Source organism: Adlercreutzia faecimuris (assembly GCF_022669055.1).
GTDB classification, from domain to species: domain Bacteria; phylum Actinomycetota; class Coriobacteriia; order Coriobacteriales; family Eggerthellaceae; genus Enterorhabdus; species Enterorhabdus faecimuris.
Window position 1 is genome coordinate 722,523 of sequence record NZ_JAJMLW010000001.1, and the last position, 18,111, is coordinate 740,633.

Annotated in this window: 17 protein-coding genes and 1 tRNA gene; 15 read left to right on the top strand and 3 right to left on the bottom strand. The window is 69.2% G+C overall.

Annotation, left to right across the window (positions count from 1 at the left end):
* The first annotated feature begins 15 nt into the window (after positions 1–15).
* From LPT13_RS11800 to LPT13_RS02405, 5 genes are all read left to right on the top strand, one after another.
* A complete protein-coding gene (locus tag LPT13_RS11800; protein ID WP_242163113.1) occupies positions 16–2,322 on the top strand; it encodes a molybdopterin dinucleotide binding domain-containing protein in 2,307 nt (768 codons plus the stop codon).
* Between the two features lie 13 nt (positions 2,323–2,335).
* The gene (locus tag LPT13_RS02390; RefSeq protein ID WP_242163117.1) at positions 2,336–2,962 is read left to right on the top strand and encodes a 4Fe-4S dicluster domain-containing protein; all 627 of its coding nucleotides are present in this window, start codon (positions 2,336–2,338) and stop codon (positions 2,960–2,962) included.
* A gap of 3 nt (positions 2,963–2,965) precedes the next feature.
* Positions 2,966–3,826 (top strand): NrfD/PsrC family molybdoenzyme membrane anchor subunit, encoded by an 861-nt coding sequence (gene nrfD, locus LPT13_RS02395; RefSeq protein ID WP_242163121.1) that lies wholly within the window; start codon positions 2,966–2,968, stop codon positions 3,824–3,826.
* A 168-nt stretch (positions 3,827–3,994) separates the two neighbouring features.
* On the top strand, positions 3,995–4,642 hold the full coding sequence (locus tag LPT13_RS02400; RefSeq protein ID WP_242163126.1) for a molecular chaperone TorD family protein: 648 nt from the start codon (positions 3,995–3,997) through the stop codon (positions 4,640–4,642).
* A 59-nt stretch (positions 4,643–4,701) separates the two neighbouring features.
* Positions 4,702–4,798: transfer RNA gene (locus tag LPT13_RS02405), tRNA-Sec, on the top strand.
* 64 nt (positions 4,799–4,862) lie between these two features.
* On the opposite strand, the gene LPT13_RS02410 is transcribed toward LPT13_RS02405, so the two are convergent.
* Together LPT13_RS02410 and mihF are read right to left on the bottom strand one after the other, a co-directional pair.
* Positions 4,863–5,774, bottom strand: coding sequence for a TrmH family RNA methyltransferase (locus tag LPT13_RS02410; RefSeq protein ID WP_242163131.1), 912 nt, complete (start codon positions 5,772–5,774; stop codon positions 4,863–4,865).
* A gap of 441 nt (positions 5,775–6,215) precedes the next feature.
* Positions 6,216–6,524 (bottom strand): integration host factor, actinobacterial type, encoded by a 309-nt coding sequence (gene mihF, locus LPT13_RS02415; protein WP_242163133.1) that lies wholly within the window; start codon positions 6,522–6,524, stop codon positions 6,216–6,218.
* 389 nt (positions 6,525–6,913) lie between these two features.
* Here mihF and mazG point away from each other — a divergent pair, with 389 nt between their 5' ends.
* The 8 genes from mazG to LPT13_RS02455 all read left to right on the top strand — a co-directional run bounded on the left by mazG (position 6,914) and on the right by LPT13_RS02455 (position 14,306).
* A complete protein-coding gene (gene mazG, locus LPT13_RS02420) occupies positions 6,914–7,804 on the top strand; it encodes a nucleoside triphosphate pyrophosphohydrolase (protein ID WP_242163135.1) in 891 nt (296 codons plus the stop codon).
* Positions 7,805–7,815: 11 nt separating this feature from the next.
* The gene (locus LPT13_RS02425) at positions 7,816–8,940 is read left to right on the top strand and encodes an aldo/keto reductase (RefSeq protein WP_242163137.1); all 1,125 of its coding nucleotides are present in this window, start codon (positions 7,816–7,818) and stop codon (positions 8,938–8,940) included.
* A gap of 167 nt (positions 8,941–9,107) precedes the next feature.
* The gene (locus LPT13_RS02430; RefSeq protein WP_242163139.1) at positions 9,108–9,941 is read left to right on the top strand and encodes an ABC transporter substrate-binding protein; all 834 of its coding nucleotides are present in this window, start codon (positions 9,108–9,110) and stop codon (positions 9,939–9,941) included.
* Between the two features lie 103 nt (positions 9,942–10,044).
* Positions 10,045–11,451, top strand: a complete 1,407-nt coding sequence (locus LPT13_RS02435) for an ABC transporter permease subunit (RefSeq protein ID WP_242163141.1) — start codon at positions 10,045–10,047, stop codon at positions 11,449–11,451.
* A 25-nt stretch (positions 11,452–11,476) separates the two neighbouring features.
* Positions 11,477–12,250 (top strand): amino acid ABC transporter ATP-binding protein, encoded by a 774-nt coding sequence (locus tag LPT13_RS02440; RefSeq protein ID WP_242163143.1) that lies wholly within the window; start codon positions 11,477–11,479, stop codon positions 12,248–12,250.
* 96 nt (positions 12,251–12,346) lie between these two features.
* Positions 12,347–13,492 (top strand): serine/threonine protein kinase, encoded by a 1,146-nt coding sequence (locus LPT13_RS02445; protein WP_242163144.1) that lies wholly within the window; start codon positions 12,347–12,349, stop codon positions 13,490–13,492.
* 203 nt (positions 13,493–13,695) lie between these two features.
* Positions 13,696–13,974: a type II toxin-antitoxin system Phd/YefM family antitoxin gene (locus LPT13_RS02450; RefSeq protein ID WP_242163146.1), complete on the top strand. Its 279-nt coding sequence runs from the start codon at positions 13,696–13,698 to the stop codon at positions 13,972–13,974.
* A gap of 101 nt (positions 13,975–14,075) precedes the next feature.
* Positions 14,076–14,306 (top strand): hypothetical protein, encoded by a 231-nt coding sequence (locus LPT13_RS02455; protein WP_242163149.1) that lies wholly within the window; start codon positions 14,076–14,078, stop codon positions 14,304–14,306.
* Between the two features lie 79 nt (positions 14,307–14,385).
* Here the strand turns inward: LPT13_RS02455 and LPT13_RS02460 are convergent, their stop codons facing one another.
* A complete protein-coding gene (locus LPT13_RS02460; RefSeq protein ID WP_242163151.1) occupies positions 14,386–15,039 on the bottom strand; it encodes a hypothetical protein in 654 nt (217 codons plus the stop codon).
* Positions 15,040–15,147: 108 nt separating this feature from the next.
* Between LPT13_RS02460 and LPT13_RS02465 the strand changes: the two genes are divergently transcribed.
* Positions 15,148–16,257 (top strand): DMT family transporter, encoded by a 1,110-nt coding sequence (locus tag LPT13_RS02465; protein WP_242163153.1) that lies wholly within the window; start codon positions 15,148–15,150, stop codon positions 16,255–16,257.
* A gap of 504 nt (positions 16,258–16,761) precedes the next feature.
* Complete coding sequence (locus LPT13_RS02470) at positions 16,762–18,063, top strand: MFS transporter (protein ID WP_242163155.1); 1,302 nt, start codon at positions 16,762–16,764, stop codon at positions 18,061–18,063.
* The last annotated feature ends 48 nt before the right edge of the window (positions 18,064–18,111 follow it).

The window sequence follows — 18,111 nt, forward strand, 5'->3', positions numbered from 1 at the left end:
GGCGGCGTCCAATGGGTGCGTGCACTCACTGATACCGGCAATGCCCTCGAGCCCGACCTCGAGGAATGCGAATACGTTCTGTGGATGGGGACGTTCCCCGGCTCCAACGGCAAGTCGATGCAGTCCATAGCCAAGCAGGTGGCCGAGCGCCTTGCCCAGGGCAAGTGCAAGATGGACGTCATCGACCCGGTGCTGGGCAACGGCAACGTGACCCCCACCATGGAGGGCATCAACTGGATTCCCATCAAGCCTGCGACCAACGGCGCGTTCTGCTCCGCTGTGGTGCGCTGGATGATCGAGAACGACGCCTACGCGGCCGACCTGCTGGCGGCCCCCAACTACGCGGCCGGCATGGCGGCCGGCTTCGCGTCGTTCACCAACGCGAGCCACCTCGTCATTGTGGATGACGCCAATCCCAACAACCGCAAGCTCATGCGCGCGGCCGACGCCGGCCTGGAGACCCCGCCGGCCGACCCCGAGGCCAAGACGCAGCCCACCTATTACGTGGTCATCGACGAGGCCACCGGTCAGCCCGCGCTGCACACGGCCAGCGACAGGGCCCTGCTCGACTGGGAGGGCGAGGTCAATGGCGTGAAGGTGCGCACGGGCTTCAGCCTGCTGCGTGAACCCATCTTCGAGCGTGATATGGACGAATACGCCGAGATCACCGGCGTTTCCCGCGGCGAGATCGAGCGCATCGCGCGGGAGTTCACCTCCCACGGCGTGAAGTCGTCCACCCGCGCGGCCGGCTCGACCTGCGCCCAGACCGGCTTCGACGCCTCCATGGGCTTCCGCACGCTCAACACCATGATCGGGTGCAATCAGATGATCGGCGGCAACGTGCCCTTCGGCCTGGCGCCCACCTCCACCGGAGACGGCCCGCGCTACAAGCTGGGCGCCGTCAAGGGCAAGCCCGACGTGTCCACCAAGAACGCCACCTACATCTCCCGCACGGCCCGTCCGTGGCAGAAGACCGACGAGTACGCTGCGCGCGTGGCCGCCGGCGAGAAGGACCCGCAGCCCAAGCTGCCCTGGTACCCTGCGGGCGTCGCGTCGGACAACCAGGCCCTGTTCTCGGTGGTCAACCAGTACCCCTACCAGGCCAAGATCATGATGACCTGGATGAACAACGTCATCCAGAACACGCCTAACGGCCTGCGCGCGGCCGTCACCGAGCGCCTGGCCGACCCGGCCGTGGTGCCGCTGCACATCGCGTGCGACGTGGTGGTGGGCGAGCTGGCGCAGTACGCCGACTACATCGTGCCCGACACCAACCCCTTCGAGAGCTTCGGCGTGGTGGCTCCCCAGGGCCACTGGCACGGCAAGGGCGCCGGCGTGCGCTGGCAGGCCAAGGTGCCCGGCACCATGGAGCTGCCCGATGGGCGCTACGCCAGCTTCGAGGCCTTCATCTGCGACGTGGGCAGGGCCTGCGGCGTCCCCGGCTTCGGCGACGACGCCATCGCCGGCGCGGACGGCTCGTCCTGGGCTCTCGACGACGTGGCCGACTACTTCCTGAAGGCCGTGGCCAACCTGGCCTACGCCGAGCCGGTGATCGACGACATCTCCGACGAGGAGGCGCGCATGCAGGGCCTCGACGACCTGCCGGCGTCCTGGAAGGCCGCCGTCACCGCCGAGGAGTGGCCCAAGGTGCTCAAGGCGCTCTCGCGCGGCGGGCGCTTCTACCCCGTGTTCACCCGCGTGGGCAAGGACGGGCGCAGCGGCTACGCCAAGGAGTACCAGTCCTTCGTCTACAGCGAGCTGCGCGCCACCAACAAGAACCCCTACTCGGGCACCTTCGCCTGCGGCACCCTGGGCTACACGCCCGAGTCGTTCGCCAACTGGAGCCCGATGTCGGAATGGTACTCGCCCGAGGAGTACCCCTTCGCCGCGGCCAACTACAAGCCGCGCTTCCGCACGGTCACCATGGAGGCCAACAGCCCCATCATGCGCGACCTGTGCGCCGAGAACTACCTGGAGATCAGCCTCGAGGACGCCGCCGCGCTCGGCATCCGCGACGGCGACCGCATCCGCGCCACGACGCCCGCCGGCGACGTGATGGAGGCGCCCGCCATGGTGCGCGCCGGCGTGGCCGCGGGCACCATCGGCATCGCCCACGGCTACGGCCATGAGGCTTACGGCGCCCAGGACGTCGACATCGACGGCGCCATGACCAAGGGCAACCCGGCCATCGGCTCGGGCTTCAACATCCAGCAGGTGGTGGACCCGGTGGTCGCCAAGGACGGCGTGCTCTACGGCGCGGCCGACAACGACGGCTCGACGCCCCTGCGCAACGGTGGCATGTTCAAGATCGAGAAGGCGTAAGGAGGGATAGACGATGAGTGATATCCGCTTGGGAATGTTGATCGACCTGTCCCGCTGCGTCGGCTGCAACGCATGCGCCGTGGCGTGCAAGCAGGAGAACGGCGTGCCGCTGGGCAAGTTCAACACCTGGATAGAGAGCTGGGACGTGGTGGACGGGAGCGGCCGCGTGCGCCGCGCCAACCTGCCCCGGCTGTGCAACCACTGCACCGACGCCCCCTGCGTGGACGTGTGCCCGACGGGCGCGAGCTTCCACGCCGAGGACGGCACGGTGCAGATCGACCCCGACAAGTGCATCGGGTGCAAGTACTGCATGGCGGCCTGCCCCTACAGCATGCGCTGGTGCGATGACGAGACGGGCATCGTGGGCAAGTGTACCTTCTGCCACACGCGCACGGCCAACGGCATGGATCCCGCCTGCGTGAACACCTGCATATCGAGCGCCCGCATCTTCGGCGACCTCAACGACCCCGACAGCGAGATCGCCAAGCGCGTGGCCGCCGGCGGCGACGAGGTGCTGTTGGCCGAGCTCAACCTGAGACCCCACGTGAGCTACCGGGGCCTGGAGGAGACGCAGGCGATGGAGGCGGCGTCCGCCAAGCACAAGGGCGGCAACGTCTACGAGCCCTACGAGGGGAGGTAAGCCATGGTTTGGGATGCGATTATCGCGGCGTACCTCTTCCTGGCGGGCGTCGGCGCGGGATCCTTCGCGTTCGCGGCGCTGGCCGGCTGGCGGGCGCCCGAGGCGCGCAAGGTGAAGATGGCCGGCATGGTGATCGGCCTGGTGGCCGTCGCCCTGGGCACGGTCATGCTGATCTTCGACGCCAAGGCCGGGTTCCAGGATCCGCTCAAGTTCCTGCTGCTGCTGTCCAACTTCGGGTCGGTCATGACCTGGGGCGTGGTGATCCTGAGCGTGTTTCTGGTGGTGGCGTTCGTCGAGATCCTGCTGTACTGGCGCACGGGCAAGACGCCCCGGGCGCTGGACTGGGTCGGCATCGTGCTGGCCCTGTGCGTGGCCACCTACACGGGCGTGCTCTTGGGCGTGTGCCCGTCCTACCCGCTGTGGAACCTCCCGCTGCTGCCCATCCTGTTCGTGGTGTCGGCGACGGCGACCGGCTTCGCGGCCGCCGAGCTGGCGGGCTACGCACTCGACCGCGCCGGCCTGGAGAAGGCCGAGCTGCCCGCCGTCGTGGGCATCGCGCTGCCGGTGGTGGAGATGGCGGTGGCCGCCGTGCTGCTGCTGGTGACGGCCAACGCGGGCGGCGTGTCCGCCGCAGCCGGCGCCGCCACGGTGGCGGGCCTGGTGGGCGGTGCCTGGGCGCCGGCGTTCTGGGGCCTGTTCATCGTGGTGGGCCTGGCGGCGCCGCTGGCCATCGCCTTGGCCGCCCGCGCCCGGAAGCAGGGCGCGAGCGCCCTGTCCGCCCTGGGCTGGGCCTGCGTCCTCATCGGCGGCTTCACCCTGCGCTACCTGGTGGTGCTGGCCGCCGTGCCCATCGTGGCCTACTAGCCTACGTGGCGCCGGGCCGCGTGCCTTCCCCCGCGTGGCCCCGGCCTTGACGGGCGCGCCGTCCTTCTCCCTCCCGGGCGGCGCGCCTCCTGCGGGGCCGGCCCTCCTGAGCTGGCCCCGCGCATTGCCCTGCCTACCGCTTGATCCCTACGAGAGGAGCCCCTTCCCATGGATTCGCGTATCGTCTCCGATGAGCTGCCCGAGGATCGGGAGCTCCAGTCGCTGGGCGTGGCCGCCGTGCTGGACGCCTGCGCCGCCGTGTTCCTGTCCCGGCCCGACGAGCCCGTGGTGGCCGCGGTGCGCCACGTCGCCCGCGCCCTGGGCGACGACCGCTTCGACGACGTGACGGTCGACGCCGATCTGGCCCAGCGCTTCGACGACCGGCTGCTCGTGGCCGTGAGCCCCTGGTACGTGCCCCTGACGGAGAGCTGCGTGCGCGGTGCCTGGCAGGAGGACGGCCGCTGGCGCTACGGCACGGTGGACGGCCCCGAGGCCATTCACGTGCAGCGATGCTACCAAGCGGTGGGGTTCGACCATCGCGCGCTGCCGGGCGACGAGGTGACCGTCGCGGCGCTGGCGCCCGATGCTTTGGGCGCCGAGCTGGCGTTCACCGCCTTCCTCCTGCGCTCGGCGGCTGAGCTCGAGGAGCGCGACCCGGAGGGCGCGGCCCATGCGCTGGGGCTGGCCCGGCAGTTCGTCCACGCCCACCTGGGCGCTTGGGCGGACACGGCCGCGGAATGCCTGGCCTGGCGCGGCGACGACCTGTACGCCCGCACGGCGGCCCTGGCCGCCGACGTGGTGGCGCTCATCGCCTAGGGCCGTGGACGGCCTGGCGCGGCGCGGCTTGGCTGCCGCGTGGCGCGCTAACTGAAGAAGGAGGCGAATGGGGTCCGGTGGCCCCCGCGGTCTTCAAAACCGTTGCGAGGCGGGCAGAACGCCTCGGGTGCGTTCGACTCGCACGCGCCTCCGCCAACCATCCGGCGCCTGCGGGCGCCTTGTTGCGTGCGTGATCGCGTGCTCGTCTCGCCCGGGCGCCCTAGCCGCGCAGGGCGTAGAAGGCCACGGCGCTGGCGGCGGCCACGTTGAGGGAGTCGACGCCGTGGTCCATGGGGATGCACACCGTGTGGTCGCAGCGGGCTATGGTGGCCTCCGCCAGGCCGTCGCCCTCGGTGCCGAACACGAGCGCCAGCGGCTGCGGGCCGGTGGCGGCCCCGGGCGCTGCCGTGCTGCCGCCTACCATCCCGTGCTCGACCGGCGCCGCCGCCCGCGACGGGCGGCCCGTCAGCGCGGCCAGCTCGTCGAGCGTGATCGAGTCGTCCGACAGCGCCATGGCGGCCGTCGCGAACCCCAGATCGTGCAGCAGCGGCACGCCCTCGGCGGCCCAGTCGCGCACGTCGTCGCCGATGCGCGTCCAGGGGATCTGGAACACCGTGCCCATGGACACGCGCACGGCGCGCCGGTAGAACGGGTCGTAGCAGGCCGGGCTCACCAGCACCGCGTCCACCCCGAGCGCCGCGGCCGAGCGGAAGATGGCGCCCACGTTGGTGTGGTTGGTGATGTTCTCCAGCACGGCCACCAGGCGCGCGCCGGCCACGGCCTCGGCCACGGTGGGCAGCGCCGGGCGCCTGAAGCAGCCGAGCGCGCCGCGCGTCAGCTCGAAGCCGGTCAGCCGCGCCAGCTCGTCGCGCGGCGCCACGAACACGGGCGCCTCGGGCGCGGCCGCCTCCACGGCGGCGATGACGGGCGCCAGCGGCTCGAGCCACTTCTCCTCCATGAGCAGCGACACCGGCTCAAGGCCGCCTTCGAGGGCACGCTCGATCACCTTGCCGGATTCCGCGATGAGCAGCGCCCGCTCGGGCTCGATGCGGCTGCGCAGCTGCGTGTCGGTCAGCCGCGCGAAGGCATCCAGGCGCGGGTCGTCCAGGGTGCTCACGTATTCGAGGGGCATGGCGGGCCTTTCGGGGGGGGATTGCAGTCTTTTCGGGAAATTCTAGTCATTTTGGCGAGTTTTCCGAGCCTCGGAGGCGCCCAGAGCGCCTTTTTCCGCCAAATCGGGCGTGTCGGAAATGCGCGACCTGGGCAAACGCGGGGCGCCTTCGCGCATGGCGGCGAAACAGCCTCGGGAAACTCGCCAAAATGGATATGAAACGGCAAAAACGGCGCAAGCGGGCGCCGATGGGGGCGCGAGCAAGGCGCAAGCGGGCGGCCAGGGGAGGGCGAGCAAGCGCAAGCGGGCGCCGGCGGGGGTAGGGGAGCGCGAGTGGGCGCGTGGGCGGGGGCGATCAGGCGCAAGCGGGCACCGACAGGTGCGATCAGGCGCAAACAAAAGGCGCGCACCCCGGAGGATGCGCGCCGTGTCTCAAGAGCCTTGCGGCCTTGGGCGATTCCCTTAGGACAGGGCGTCGATGAGGGCCTTCATCTGGTTGGAGCCCAGGCCCTGGATGCGGCGGTCGGCGGGGATGCCCAGCTCCTCCATGAGCTTCTCGGTCTTGACCTTGCCGTAGCCCGGCAGGGCGCTGACGAAAGCCTTGACCTTCATGCGGCCGACGACCGGCTTGTCGCTCATGTCCAGCAGCTCCTTGGGGGTCATGATGCCCATGGACAGCTTCTTGGTGAGCTCAGAACGCTCGGCGCGGACGATGCGGGCCTTCTCCAGGGCGGCGGCGCGCTGCTCGGGAGTCATGGTAGGTGCAGCCATGTTGTAACTCTCTTCTCTCGTTCTCTGCGCGCCGGGAAAAGGGATGGGCGCGCAATCGGACCAATAAATCAGCGGCTACAGATGTTAGTTGAAGTGGGCTTCGTTTGCACGACTTTTTTCCAAATTGTGGCCTGGGGCTGGGATTTTCGCCCGAAAGGGGGCGAAAAGGGGCCTCTGGCGCTGGGACGCGCGGCCCGCCTGCGGCCCTGGCGAACCCCCTCCGCGCGCCCGCCGCCGTCCCGCGGGAGCCGCCGCGCGCCCCATCGCGCGCCCCGCGAAGCGCGCGGCCCTCCACCTGGGGATACCGGCCCGGCAGCGGTATAATCCACCCGCGGGGCGCTCGTCCGGGGCGCCCGACCGATCCCGGCATCCAGAGGAGGGCACGTCCCATGACCCAGAAGAAGGTGGCGGACATCGTGCCGCACGCCCATCCCGACTTCGACGGCTTCGCCGCCACCATCGAGGCCCTGCGCGCGCCGGACGGCTGCCCCTGGGACCGCGAGCAGACCCACCGCTCCATCGCCCACAACATGATCGAGGAGGCCTACGAGGCCGTCGACGCCATTGAGGCGCAGGACGTGGCCCACCTGCGCGAGGAGCTCGGCGACGTGCTCCTGCAGGTGGTGCTCCAGTCGCAGATCGCCGCCGACGCGGGCGAGTTCGACATCGACGACGTGTGCCGCGACGTGAACGAGAAGATGATCCGCCGCCACCCCCACGTCTTCGGCGACGCGGCCGCGGCGGACGCCAACGAGGTGCTCGACCTGTGGGACTCGGTGAAGCTGGCCGAGGCGAGCGCGGCCGATGCGGCATCCGATGCCGACGCCGCCCCGAAGGGCCTGCTCGACGGCGTGCCCTCCAGCTTCCCCGCGCTCATGCAGGCGCAGAAGGTGTCGCGCAAGGCCGCGGCCGCCGGCTTCGAGTGGCCGACGGTCGACGACGTGTGGGCGAAGGTCGCCGAGGAGGAGGCCGAGCTGCGCGCCGCCTACGCCGCGGCGCCCAAGTCGCCCGACGGCAAGGTGCTGGCCGAGGCCGACCCCGTCGCGGCCGCCGCCGTGGAGCTGGAGCTGGGCGACGTGCTGTTCTCGCTGGTGAACGTCGCGCGCAAGATGGGCGTCGACGCCGAGGGCGCCCTGCGCGCCACCTGCGTGAAGTTCCGCCGCCGCTGGGCGTTCATGGAGGGCGCCGCCTGGGGCCAGGGGCGCCGCATCGAGGAGCTCGCGCCCGACGAGCTCGAGGAGCTCTGGGACGCCGCCAAGCTGCTCAACATCGCCGACTAGGAGGAAGACCCATGAGAGACGACCTGGCATCCATCCCCAAGCTCGGCTTCGGCTGCATGCGCCTGCCGCTGACCGATCCCGCCGACGTGACGTCCGTCGACATCCCGCAGCTCACGCAGATGGTCGACGAGTTCCTGGCCGCCGGCAACACCTATTTCGACACCGCCTTCTCGTACCACGACGGCGCCTCCGAGACGGCGCTCCAGCAGGCGCTCACCAGCCGCTACCCGCGCGACGCCTACACCGTGGCCACCAAGTGCCCGGCCGCCATGCTGCCCAACCGCGAGTCGGCCCAGGCGTGCCTGGCCACGTCGCTCGAGCGTCTCGGCCTCACTTATATAGACTTCTACCTGCTGCACAACCTGGGCGGCCCGCGCACGGCCGCGTTCGACGACTACGGCATGTGGGACTACGTGCTGCGCAAGAAGGAGGAGGGCCTCATCCGCAACGTCGGCTTCTCGCTCCACGACAACGCCGACGCGCTGGACGCCCTGCTCACGGCCCATCCGCAGATGGACTTCGTGCAGCTCCAGGTGAACTACCTCGACTGGGACGACCCGCACAACGACGCCCGGCGCCTCATGGAGGTGGCCGCGGCCCACGAGACGCCCGTCGTCATCATGGAGCCGGCCCGCGGCGGCACCCTCTGCCGTCTGCCCGACGCCACGGTCGCCCCGCTGCGCGCGCTGCGCCCCGACGCGTCGCTGGCCGAGTGGGCCTACCGCTTCTGCTGGGACCTGCCGAACGTCGTCACCATGCTCTCGGGCATGTCCACCCTCGACCAGGTGCGTGAGAACACGGCCTCCTACCGGGCGCGCGTCCCCCTCGCGGACGAGGAGCGCGCCGCGCTCGGGCGCACCGTCGAGGCCATGCGCTCGCTGGCGCTCGTGCCCTGCACCGGCTGCGAGTACTGCGTCAAGGGCTGCCCGGCCAACGTGGCCATCCCGCGCATCATGCAGCTGCTCAACCTGGGGGCCATGCTCGGCGACGACGCCTTCGCCAAGACCCAGTACGCCTGGCAGACCGAGGGGCGCCGCGCCTCGTCGTGCATCGGCTGCGGCGCCTGCGAGGCGGCGTGCCCGCAGGCCATCCCCATCATCGACACGCTGGCGGTGGCCGCAGGCAAGTTCGAGTAGCGCGGGCCGCCCCGGCCGGCCAGCCGCCCGGGGCGGCGCTCCGCCCGCTAATCTGTAAACACGCCCGAAACACGATACGTGTTTGATGGAGGCGCCCGGAAACACCATAATGGGCGAATCAATCGCTTTAGCGCGTTGGAGCGCACATAAGGGAAGGGAGAAAGCGAATGAAGATGAAGAAGTGGGGTGTGCTCGCGGTCAGCGCCGCGATGGTGGCCGCCCTGGGCCTGTTCGGCTGCTCCGGCGGCAACGATGCCAAGCCCGCCGACGACAAGAAGGCCGAGGAGCCCAAGACCGAGGCCCCGGCCGAGGTGACCCTCATGAAGGACGGCACGCTGACCATCGTCAGCTCGCCGGACTACCCGCCGTTCGAGAACCTGGAGAACGGCGAGATCGTCGGCTTCGAGGTAGACCTGTTCAACGCCATCGCCGACAAGATGGGCCTCGAGCTTGAGATCGTGCCCCTGCAGTTCGACGCCATCATCCCGGCCATCGCCGCCGGCGGCCAGGGCGACGTGGGCGTCTCCGGCTTCTCGGTCGACCCCGACCGCGCCAAGGAGATCGACTTCACCGAGAGCTTCTACATCGACGACCAGGCCGTGGCCGTCATGGACTCCTCCTCCATCACCGAGGACAACGCCGCCGAGGCCCTGAACCAGGCTGACGTCATCATCGCCGTGCAGACCGGCACCACCGGCGAGACCTTCGCCCAGGAGAACTTCCCGAACGCCACCATTCAGGGCTACGGCAACTCCACCGACTGCTTCGCCGCGATGCAGTCCGGCAACGCCACCGCCGTGTGCACCAACCTGGCCGTGGTGAACCGCATGCTCAAGGACGCCTACTCCGACGCGCGCGTGGTGCTCGAGATCGCCACGGGCGAGGAGTACGCCGCCGTCGTGTCCCAGGACAACCCGGAGCTGACCAAGCAGCTCAACGAGGCCATCAAGGCCCTCAAGGACGACGGCACGCTTGAGGAGCTCACCCAGAAGTGGTTCTAGCCGAGCCGACAGGCCCGCGCCGCTGATGCCAGGGGCCCTTCCTCCCGTCTTCGGGGGGAGGGGCCTTGCCTGTTGTTAACCGCGACTTTTCCGAGGACATGCCATGCTACCTGCGATTACCCCTGCGATCCGCCTGATGCCGCCCGCGCGCCGCGCCCTCGCCGCGCTTGCCGCGCTGGCCCTGGCCGCGGCGATGGTGCTGTCCGCGCCGCTGTCCGCCCTCGCCCTCGACACCGCCAAGTGCACGGCACGCCCCAACGGCAACACCGGATCCGAGGTGTACGGCGGCAGCGAGACGCGCCTGACCTGGGAGGGCCAGGCCGACGCCGACGAGCCCGTCGCGGGGCTGTCCATCACCTTCCCGGCCGGCACCACGTTCTCGACGGACGATGCGCGCCTCACGATGCTGTCGGGCGAGAAGCTGATGGACCGCACGACCATCGACGCCCAGCTGGCCTCGGACGGCGAGACCTTCATCGCCACCTTCGACGAGCCGCTGCCCGCCGGGGCCTACGTCCGCGCCGAGATCTACGAGGTGACCTTCCCCACCTCCGGCGGCGAGATGCCCATCAAGGGCACCTACACGCTCGAGGACGGCACGACGATGCCCGTGGAGGACATCACGCCCATCATGGTGGAGGGCGTCTCGCCCGTCGACCAGCTGTCCAAGGCGCTCGAGGAGTCCGACTGGGTGAAGGCGTGGAACTCCAACAAGTTCCTGCGCCTGTTCTTCAACCCGAGCATCGTGGTGAGCAGCTTCCCCATCGTGTTCCAGGGCTTCCTCATGGCCGTGGCCATCGTGGCCGTGGCGTTCCCCATCGCCATCCCCATCGGGCTCTGCCTGTCGCTCATGCGCATGGCCAGGCTGCGGCTGCTGCGCGGCATCGCGTCGCTCTACGTCAACGTGGTGCGCGGCACGCCGCTGTTCCTGCAGATCTACATCGCCTTCTTCGGCCTGCCGCTGGCGGGCATCCAGATCCCGTCGTTCCCGCTGGGCGTCGTGGTGCTGTCGATGAACTCGGCGGCCTACCTGTGCGAGATTTTCCGCGCGGGCATCCAGTCCATCCCGGCCGGGCAGACCGAGGCGGCGCGCTCGCTGGGCATGAACGGCGCCCAGACGATGATCTTCGTCATCATCCCGCAGACGGTGCGCCGCGTCATCCCCACCATGACCAGCGAGTTCATCCTGCTGTACAAGGACACCTCGATGCTGGCGGCCGTGGGCGTCATGGAGGTGGTCATGTACGCCAAGACCATCGTGGCCTCCACCGGGTCCATCACGCCCTACATCGTGGCCGCGTGCTTCTACCTGGTGATCACGCTGCCGCTGGCGAAGGTGGTCGGGCGCCTGGAGCACCGGCTGGCCGGCGGCCGCCCGCGCCGCAAGCACCGCCCCGGCGCCGCCAAGCCGCTGCAGGGCACCGACTCCGCCGGCGTCACGGCCTACGTCACCGACGCGCTGACCTCCCAGCCGGTCATCAAGAACGACACCGCCGATGCCGGCCGCTAGGCCCGAAGCCCCGAAGGAGGATCCCATGGACGACAAGACCGGCGCCCCCGGCAGCCACGTGAACTACGACGAGCCCGTCGTGCGCATCGAGGGGCTCAAGAAGGCCTTCGACGACAACGTCGTGCTGCGCAACGTCAACCTGGAGGTGTACCGCGGCGAGGTGGTGGTCATCCTGGGCCCGTCCGGCTCGGGCAAGTCCACCATGCTGCGCTGCATCAACCTGCTGGAGACCCCCACCGACGGCCGCATCTTCTTCGAGGACACCGAGATCACCGGCAAGAAGGTGGACATCAACAAGGTGCGCGCCCAGCTGGGCATGGTGTTCCAGAGCTTCAACCTGTTCCCGCACCTCACCGCCAAGGGCAACGTCATGCTGGCCCAGCGCAAGGTGCTCGGCCGCTCGAAGGAGGAGGCCGAGCGCATCGCCGTCGAGGAGCTGACGAAGGTGGGCCTGGGCGAGCGCATCGACTACAAGCCCGCCGAGCTCTCCGGCGGCCAGCAGCAGCGCGTGGCCATCGCGCGCGCCCTGGCCATGCGCCCGCACGTGATGCTGTTCGACGAGGCGACGAGCGCGCTTGACCCGGAGCTCGTGCGCGACGTGCTCGGCGTCATGAAGGAGCTCGCGCGCGGCGGCATGACCATGATCGTGGTCACCCACGAGATGGGCTTCGCCCGCGACGTGGCCGACCGCGTCATCTTCATGGACGGCGGCGTCATCGTGGAGGAGGGCACGCCCGAGGAGGTCTTCGACCACCCGAAGTCCGACCGCACCAAGGACTTTCTGGGCCACATCGCCTAAGGCGCGAAGGCGAATCGCATCCGTCAACTTAGTTAATGCACCTGTTACCAAAAGGTGGTATAACGTCACTGCTGTAAAACACGAAAGGAGATTTTCATGCCGAAGATCGTCAATTCCTGGAATGACTGGGATCCGCTGAAGCATGTCATCGTCGGCCGCTGCGACAACGGGATGATCCCGCCCGAGGAGCCCGCCTCCTCCGAGAAGGTGCCGGTGGACTCCGACATGCGCGGCATGTGGGGCCTGCGCCCGCTCGAGACGGTGGAGAAGGGCAACGCGGCGCTGGAGCGCCTGGTCAAGATCCTCGAGGATCGCGGCATCAAGGTCGATCGCCCCACCCCGCTGCAGTGGAACCAGAAGATCGGCACGCCGGACTTCACCAACGACTCCATGATGGGCTGCATGCCCCCGCGCGACGTGCTGCTGACCATCGGCAACGAGATCATGGCCGCCGCCCAGTCCTTCCGCAGCCGCTACTTCGAGTACCTGGCCTACTGGCCGCTCATGGAGAAGTACTTCGAGGAGGATCCGGAGTTCATCTGGACCCAGGCCCCGCGCCCGCGCCTGACCGACAAGTCCTACAAGCACAACTACTACGATGAGTCCATCTCCATCGAGGAGCGCCTCGTCCGCACCGCCAACAAGGACTTCGTCACCACCGAGGTCGAGCCCATGTGGGACGCCGCGGACTGGATGCGCATGGGCAAGGACATCTTCGTCCAGCACGGCCTGACCACCAACCGCGCCGCCATGGACTGGATGCAGCGCTACCATCCCGACCTGCGCATCCACGCCGTCAACTTCCCCGGCGACCCGTACCCCATCCACATCGACGCCACCTTCGTGCCGCTGCGCCCGGGCCTGATCATCAACAACCCGGTGCGCCCGCTGCCGCAGGAGCAGCGCGCCATCTTCGAGGCCAACGACTGGCAGATCGTCGAGGCGGCCCAGCCGGCCCACGACGAGCCGCCGGCGCTGTGCTACAGCTCGGTGTGGCTGTCCATGAACTGCCTGGTGCTCGACCCGAAGACCGTCGTCGTCGAGGCGTCCGAGGTGCACCAGATGGAGCAGATGGACAAGCTGGGCATGAACGTCATCCCCTGCGACCTGCGCGACGCCTACCCGTTCGGCGGCGGCCTGCACTGCTGCACCGCCGACGTCTACCGCGAGGGCGGCTGCGAGGACTACTTCCCGAACCGCGTGCCGGATTCTACCCTGGTGCGCCCGGAGATGTGGGACTAGCACTCGTCGGCTGACGCCAGCAAGCACGCGGGGCCGCAGCGCCCCGCAAGTGCGGGGCCCGCGCGGCCCCAGCGAACCCGGAGGGCCCGCTCGAGAGAGCGGGCCCTCTTTTTTGCGTCGAAGGCTCTTCTCGTCAGCTAATTCAGAATATTTTCTGAAACCCTGCTATACTGGGCGTGTCGGCACGTGGAACGGAGGACGCTATGCCCATCATCAGGACCGCATCGGATTTGCAGCGCAACATCAGCGAGATCTACGAGCTGGTCGAGAACAGCCCCGAGCCCGTCTACATCACCCGCAACGGCCGCGCCGACCTCGTCATCATGGACGCCCGCGCCTACGAGGTGCACGAGCGCCTTCGCCGCGAGGTCTACGACTACGAGAAGGCGCTCAAGGAGCGCCTGATGGCCGCCTACGAGGAGGCTCAGGCCGGCAAGGTGACGCCGCTGCATGACATTCGAAGGGAGATGGGGCTCGAATGAGGGAAGACGAAGAAGGGGTCAGGGCGGCTTATGCCGTAACGCTCACCCAGGAGGCCGAGGTTGTTTACCGGGGCATTCCCTCGAAGTATGATTTTGCCAAGGTGGATAAGATGCTCCTCATCCTCGACACCCTTCCCGAGATCGGGCGCGTCTACGATCCCGACTACGAGGCCATGCGGCTGCCCTTCGAGGTGCGCGTCGCCTACGCGGGCCGCTACGGCGTCTACTACACGGTGGACGAGGAGGAACGCCAGGTCATCGTCTTCGCCATCGAGGATCAGCGCCGAAACCCCCTCAACCGCTTCTACGGCGTCTACCCCCACGAGGCGTAGAGGCGCACGGCTCCAGAACCAGAAGCGCCCGCTCGAACGAGCGGGCGCTTCACGTTGGCGGTTGGTCGTGTCGGCCGTCCTACCCCGTGAAGATGCCGGCCCAGGTGGTGGCGAAGCGCTGGGTGGCCTGGACGAGGCGGGCGCCGGTGGCCGGCATGATGACGTTGTGGTACAGCAGGCGCACGGCCGGGCCCACCACCAGCAGGTTCACGAGGATGGCCACGGCCATGACGAAGGGCAGCTCGCCCCAGGCGTTGGCGACGAGGTTGTCGGGTCCCTTCAGCAGCAGCGCCGTGAACACGGCCATGACCGGCGCCATGAAGCTCACGTTGAGCGCCGACATCGCCGCGGTGCGCGCCACCCCCGTCAGGTGCGGGAAGATGAGGCGCGGCGCCACGGCGTCGACCGCGCGGTTGGCGTAGAGCAGCCGCATCCCCATGGCGATGGAGAACACCACCGGGTAGAGCCAGTGGGACGACGCGAGGAAGTCGAGGCCGGTGTGGCGCAGGCCGTTGAAGGTGGTCATGAACGTGACCATGCCGCCGCCCATGAGGATGCCGAACACCGCCTTGCCCAGGGCGTCCTTGGGCGCGGGCGCGGTGCCGTCCAGGCAGTCGCGGTAGCCGTAGAGGCGCGGCTTGGCGGGCTCGGGCAGATGGGGGAGCGCGAGGGAATCGGACGCGCGAAGGGGGAGGGCCTGATCGGCCTCGCTGTGCATGTTGAGGGATTTCATGACGCCTAGTGTACCCCGGCCCGCCCGCATCCACCAACGCTCCACATCCCCTCCCCGCGAGCGGCACAACCCGTGTACAATAGCGGGCGTTTCGGAGAAGGGACGCACGTGGGTGACGACTACCAGATGAACCGGCGGCTCGGCGTGGCTGCGGTGCTCGTGGCGACGACGGGCATGGGCCTGTCGGGCCTGCTCACGCGCGGCGCCACCCGCGTCGAGTTCTTCGGCGCCGAGCTGGTGGGCGGCGAGTCCATCGGCGCGTTCATGACCGTGGGGCGCATGGTGATGGGCCTGGCCTTCTTCGCCGTGCTGCTGCTGGCCACGGGCAAGGCGGGCCTGTTTCGCCGCACGCGGCTGACGCCGGCCATCGCGCTCGGCGGCCTGCTGGCCGGCGTGTCCTTCGCCTTCTACATGGTGGCGGCGCTGCTGACGACGCTTGCCAACGCCGTCTTCCTCATCTACACCGGGCCCTTGTTCTGCACGCTGCTGGCGCGCGTGTTCCGCAAGGAGCCCATCAGCCGCTTCCAGGGGGCGTGCCTGGCCGCCGTGTTCGCCGGGATGCTGCTGACCTCGGGGCTCGTGGGCTTCGACGAGGGCGGCCTTGCGGTGGGGTCGCTTCTGGGCACCGCGTCGGAGGAGTACCCGCTCATGGGGCTCGGCAACGCGATGGGCCTGCTCTCGGGCGTATTCTACGGCGTGTCGCTGTTCTGCAACGGCTACCGCAAGGACTGCGACTCCACGGTGCGCGGTGTGTGGAACTTCCTGTTCGCCAGCGCGGGCTCGCTGACCGTCGCCTTCGCGATGACGGGCGCGTGGCCCCTGGGCGAGGTTGCCCTGGCGCCGGCCAACTGGGGCTTCGCCGTGGCGCTGTGGGTGATCTGCGGGCCGGTGGGCATGGGGTGTCTGCTCGTGGCCGGGCGCAACCTGCCGGCGGTCGAGTACGCCACCATATCGTACTGGGAGTGCGTCGTGTCGCTGGCGGCGAGCGCCCTTGTGTTCGCCGAGCCGCTGTCGGCTGCCACGCTCGCCGGCGGCGCGCTCATCATCGCCGGGGGCGCCCTGCCGGCGCTCGGCGCCCTACGCGGGACGCCGGCGCGCGCAGAGGCGTCCACGGACGGGGATGCGCCCGCGCTCGCCGGCGATGCGGAACCCGCGTTTGCGCCCGCCGTCCCCGCCGCCCCCGAGGCCGACCCCGACCTCGATCCCCGCATCGCCTAGGCGTCCCGCGCGGGCCCGGCTTCTGCCGCGCATAACTCGGGGCTTGTTTCCGCCAAAAATCGGACTTGTGAACCTGCGTGCGGCCGACGTGCGTGCCCATGCCGCGCCTGGGCGCCCGTTTGCCCAGGAAAAAGCCGCAGCTAACTTTCCCGATGCCGTTCAAGGCGCGCTATTCGGGCTCACAAGTCCGATTTTTGGCGGAAAACGCCCTGCGGCGCGACGCACGGCGAGGGGGGCGGAGCGCGGCGCGCGGCGCGCGGCGCTCGACCCCGCTCCCGGTATGATTTCGCTGCCGCCCTCTCGCGCGCCGGTAAGCGGCGGCATCGCCTTCCACCTGCGCAAACGCCGGCGCCCCGCTCGCCACGCCTCCGGGCGGCTCCTCGGGCGCGTATGAGTCTCAACGTTTCGTTCAATCCCGCGTAATACCCCGCTTCTTCCGCCTCGGCCCGCGCGTTTTGCATACTGCCCCCAGGTTCGACGGCAATGGGAGAGAGAGGGGATCTCATGACGCTTTCCGTGTCGAAGTTCGGCGTTCAGCCGGGGCAGCTCACGCCCGCGCAGCGGTGGCTCTGCTTCGCCGCGCTGTTCTTCCTGGGCTTCACCGCCACGTTCAACCAGTTCAAGGTGGCGCCGGCCATCCAGTACATCGGCGTCGACCTGGGGATGCCCGTGGACATGCTCAGCCAGATCATGGGCGTGTTCTCCATCGCGGGCATGCTTCTGGCCTACCCTGGCATGTGGGTGATGCAGCGCTGCGGCGTGAAGTCGTCCATCGTGGCGACCGCCTGCATCCAGCTTGTCGGCTCGGTCGTGTGCGCCGTGTCCACCACCGCGCCGGTCTTCCTGGTGGGCCGCACGCTCGAGGGCGTCGCCTACGGCCTGGTGTGCGTGATCGGTCCCAACATCATGCCGCGGCTGTTCCCGCTCAAGAATCAGGGCGCGGCCATGGGCATCTGGTCGCAGTGGACGCCCATGGGCGTCGTCATCGCGTTCTTCTTGGCGCCGCTCATCTACGACGCCGCCGGCGGCACCAGCGTGGCGTTCTCCTGGCAGCCCATCTGGTACGTGTCGCTGGTGATGGAGGTCATCGCCATCCTGTGGCTGCTCGTCAGCTGCAAGATGCCGGCCGTGCCCGAGAACGAGCTGGTGGCCGGCGACCCGTCGCGCCGCCGCGCGCCCGGCCGCAACTTCATGCTGGCCGGCTTCATGGTGTGCGCCGTCTTCTTCGTGTGGGTGTACGTCTACGTGGCCAACATCAACACGCTCTACCCGACGTTCTTGCAGAACGTGAAGGGGCTCGGCGTGTTCGACTCGTCCATGCTGCCCAACTGGACGGCCATCATCACCATCCCGCTGGGCATCGTGTTCGGCATCCTGGCCGACCGCTACCGCTTCCGCAAGGCCATGGTGATCGTGGGCTACCTGATCGTGGCCGTGAGCGTGGCGTTCTTCTTCTACACCCCCGGCGCCGACATGACCGGCCCCTGGACGGGCTGCATCCTCATGGGCCTGGCCGGCGCCCTCGTGCCCACCGGCACCCGCGCCATCGCGCCGGTGCTCGTGCCCGAGCCGCGCAAGACCGACCTGGTGCTGGCCACCATGGCGTTCGCCACGGGGCTGGCGCAGGTGGTGGGCGGCTACATCGTGTCGCCCCTGGTGACGTCGCTGGGCTACCAGGTGAACGCCCAGCTCATCCTGGCCCCGCTGGCGGTGCTCGCCGCCGTGCTGGTGGCCGTGTTCGTGAAGTCCGACCGCGCCGTGGCCGAGGTGCGCGCCGAGGAGGAGCGCGCCGAGGAGCGGGCCTAGCCCCGCGGCGGGGAGGTCACCCGAGAGAGAGTCCAACGGATCCGAGGA

What these genes read in the sequence shown, in the direction of transcription:
- LPT13_RS02390 (WP_242163117.1), top strand. Translation starts at nt 2,336, where the DNA reads ATGAGTGATATCCGCTTGGGAATGTTGATCGACCTGTCCCGCTGCGTC.
- nrfD (WP_242163121.1), top strand. Translation starts at nt 2,966, where the DNA reads ATGGTTTGGGATGCGATTATCGCGGCGTACCTCTTCCTGGCGGGCGTC.
- LPT13_RS02400 (WP_242163126.1), top strand. Translation starts at nt 3,995, where the DNA reads ATGGATTCGCGTATCGTCTCCGATGAGCTGCCCGAGGATCGGGAGCTC.
- LPT13_RS02460 (WP_242163151.1), bottom strand. Translation starts at nt 15,039, where the DNA reads ATGAAATCCCTCAACATGCACAGCGAGGCCGATCAGGCCCTCCCCCTT.
- mihF (WP_242163133.1), bottom strand. Translation starts at nt 6,524, where the DNA reads ATGGCTGCACCTACCATGACTCCCGAGCAGCGCGCCGCCGCCCTGGAG.
- mazG (WP_242163135.1), top strand. Translation starts at nt 6,914, where the DNA reads ATGACCCAGAAGAAGGTGGCGGACATCGTGCCGCACGCCCATCCCGAC.
- LPT13_RS02435 (WP_242163141.1), top strand. Translation starts at nt 10,045, where the DNA reads ATGCTACCTGCGATTACCCCTGCGATCCGCCTGATGCCGCCCGCGCGC.
- LPT13_RS02410 (WP_242163131.1), bottom strand. Translation starts at nt 5,774, where the DNA reads ATGCCCCTCGAATACGTGAGCACCCTGGACGACCCGCGCCTGGATGCC.
- LPT13_RS02450 (WP_242163146.1), top strand. Translation starts at nt 13,696, where the DNA reads ATGCCCATCATCAGGACCGCATCGGATTTGCAGCGCAACATCAGCGAG.
- LPT13_RS02440 (WP_242163143.1), top strand. Translation starts at nt 11,477, where the DNA reads ATGGACGACAAGACCGGCGCCCCCGGCAGCCACGTGAACTACGACGAG.
- LPT13_RS02470 (WP_242163155.1), top strand. Translation starts at nt 16,762, where the DNA reads ATGACGCTTTCCGTGTCGAAGTTCGGCGTTCAGCCGGGGCAGCTCACG.
- LPT13_RS02445 (WP_242163144.1), top strand. Translation starts at nt 12,347, where the DNA reads ATGCCGAAGATCGTCAATTCCTGGAATGACTGGGATCCGCTGAAGCAT.
- LPT13_RS02425 (WP_242163137.1), top strand. Translation starts at nt 7,816, where the DNA reads ATGAGAGACGACCTGGCATCCATCCCCAAGCTCGGCTTCGGCTGCATG.
- LPT13_RS02430 (WP_242163139.1), top strand. Translation starts at nt 9,108, where the DNA reads ATGAAGATGAAGAAGTGGGGTGTGCTCGCGGTCAGCGCCGCGATGGTG.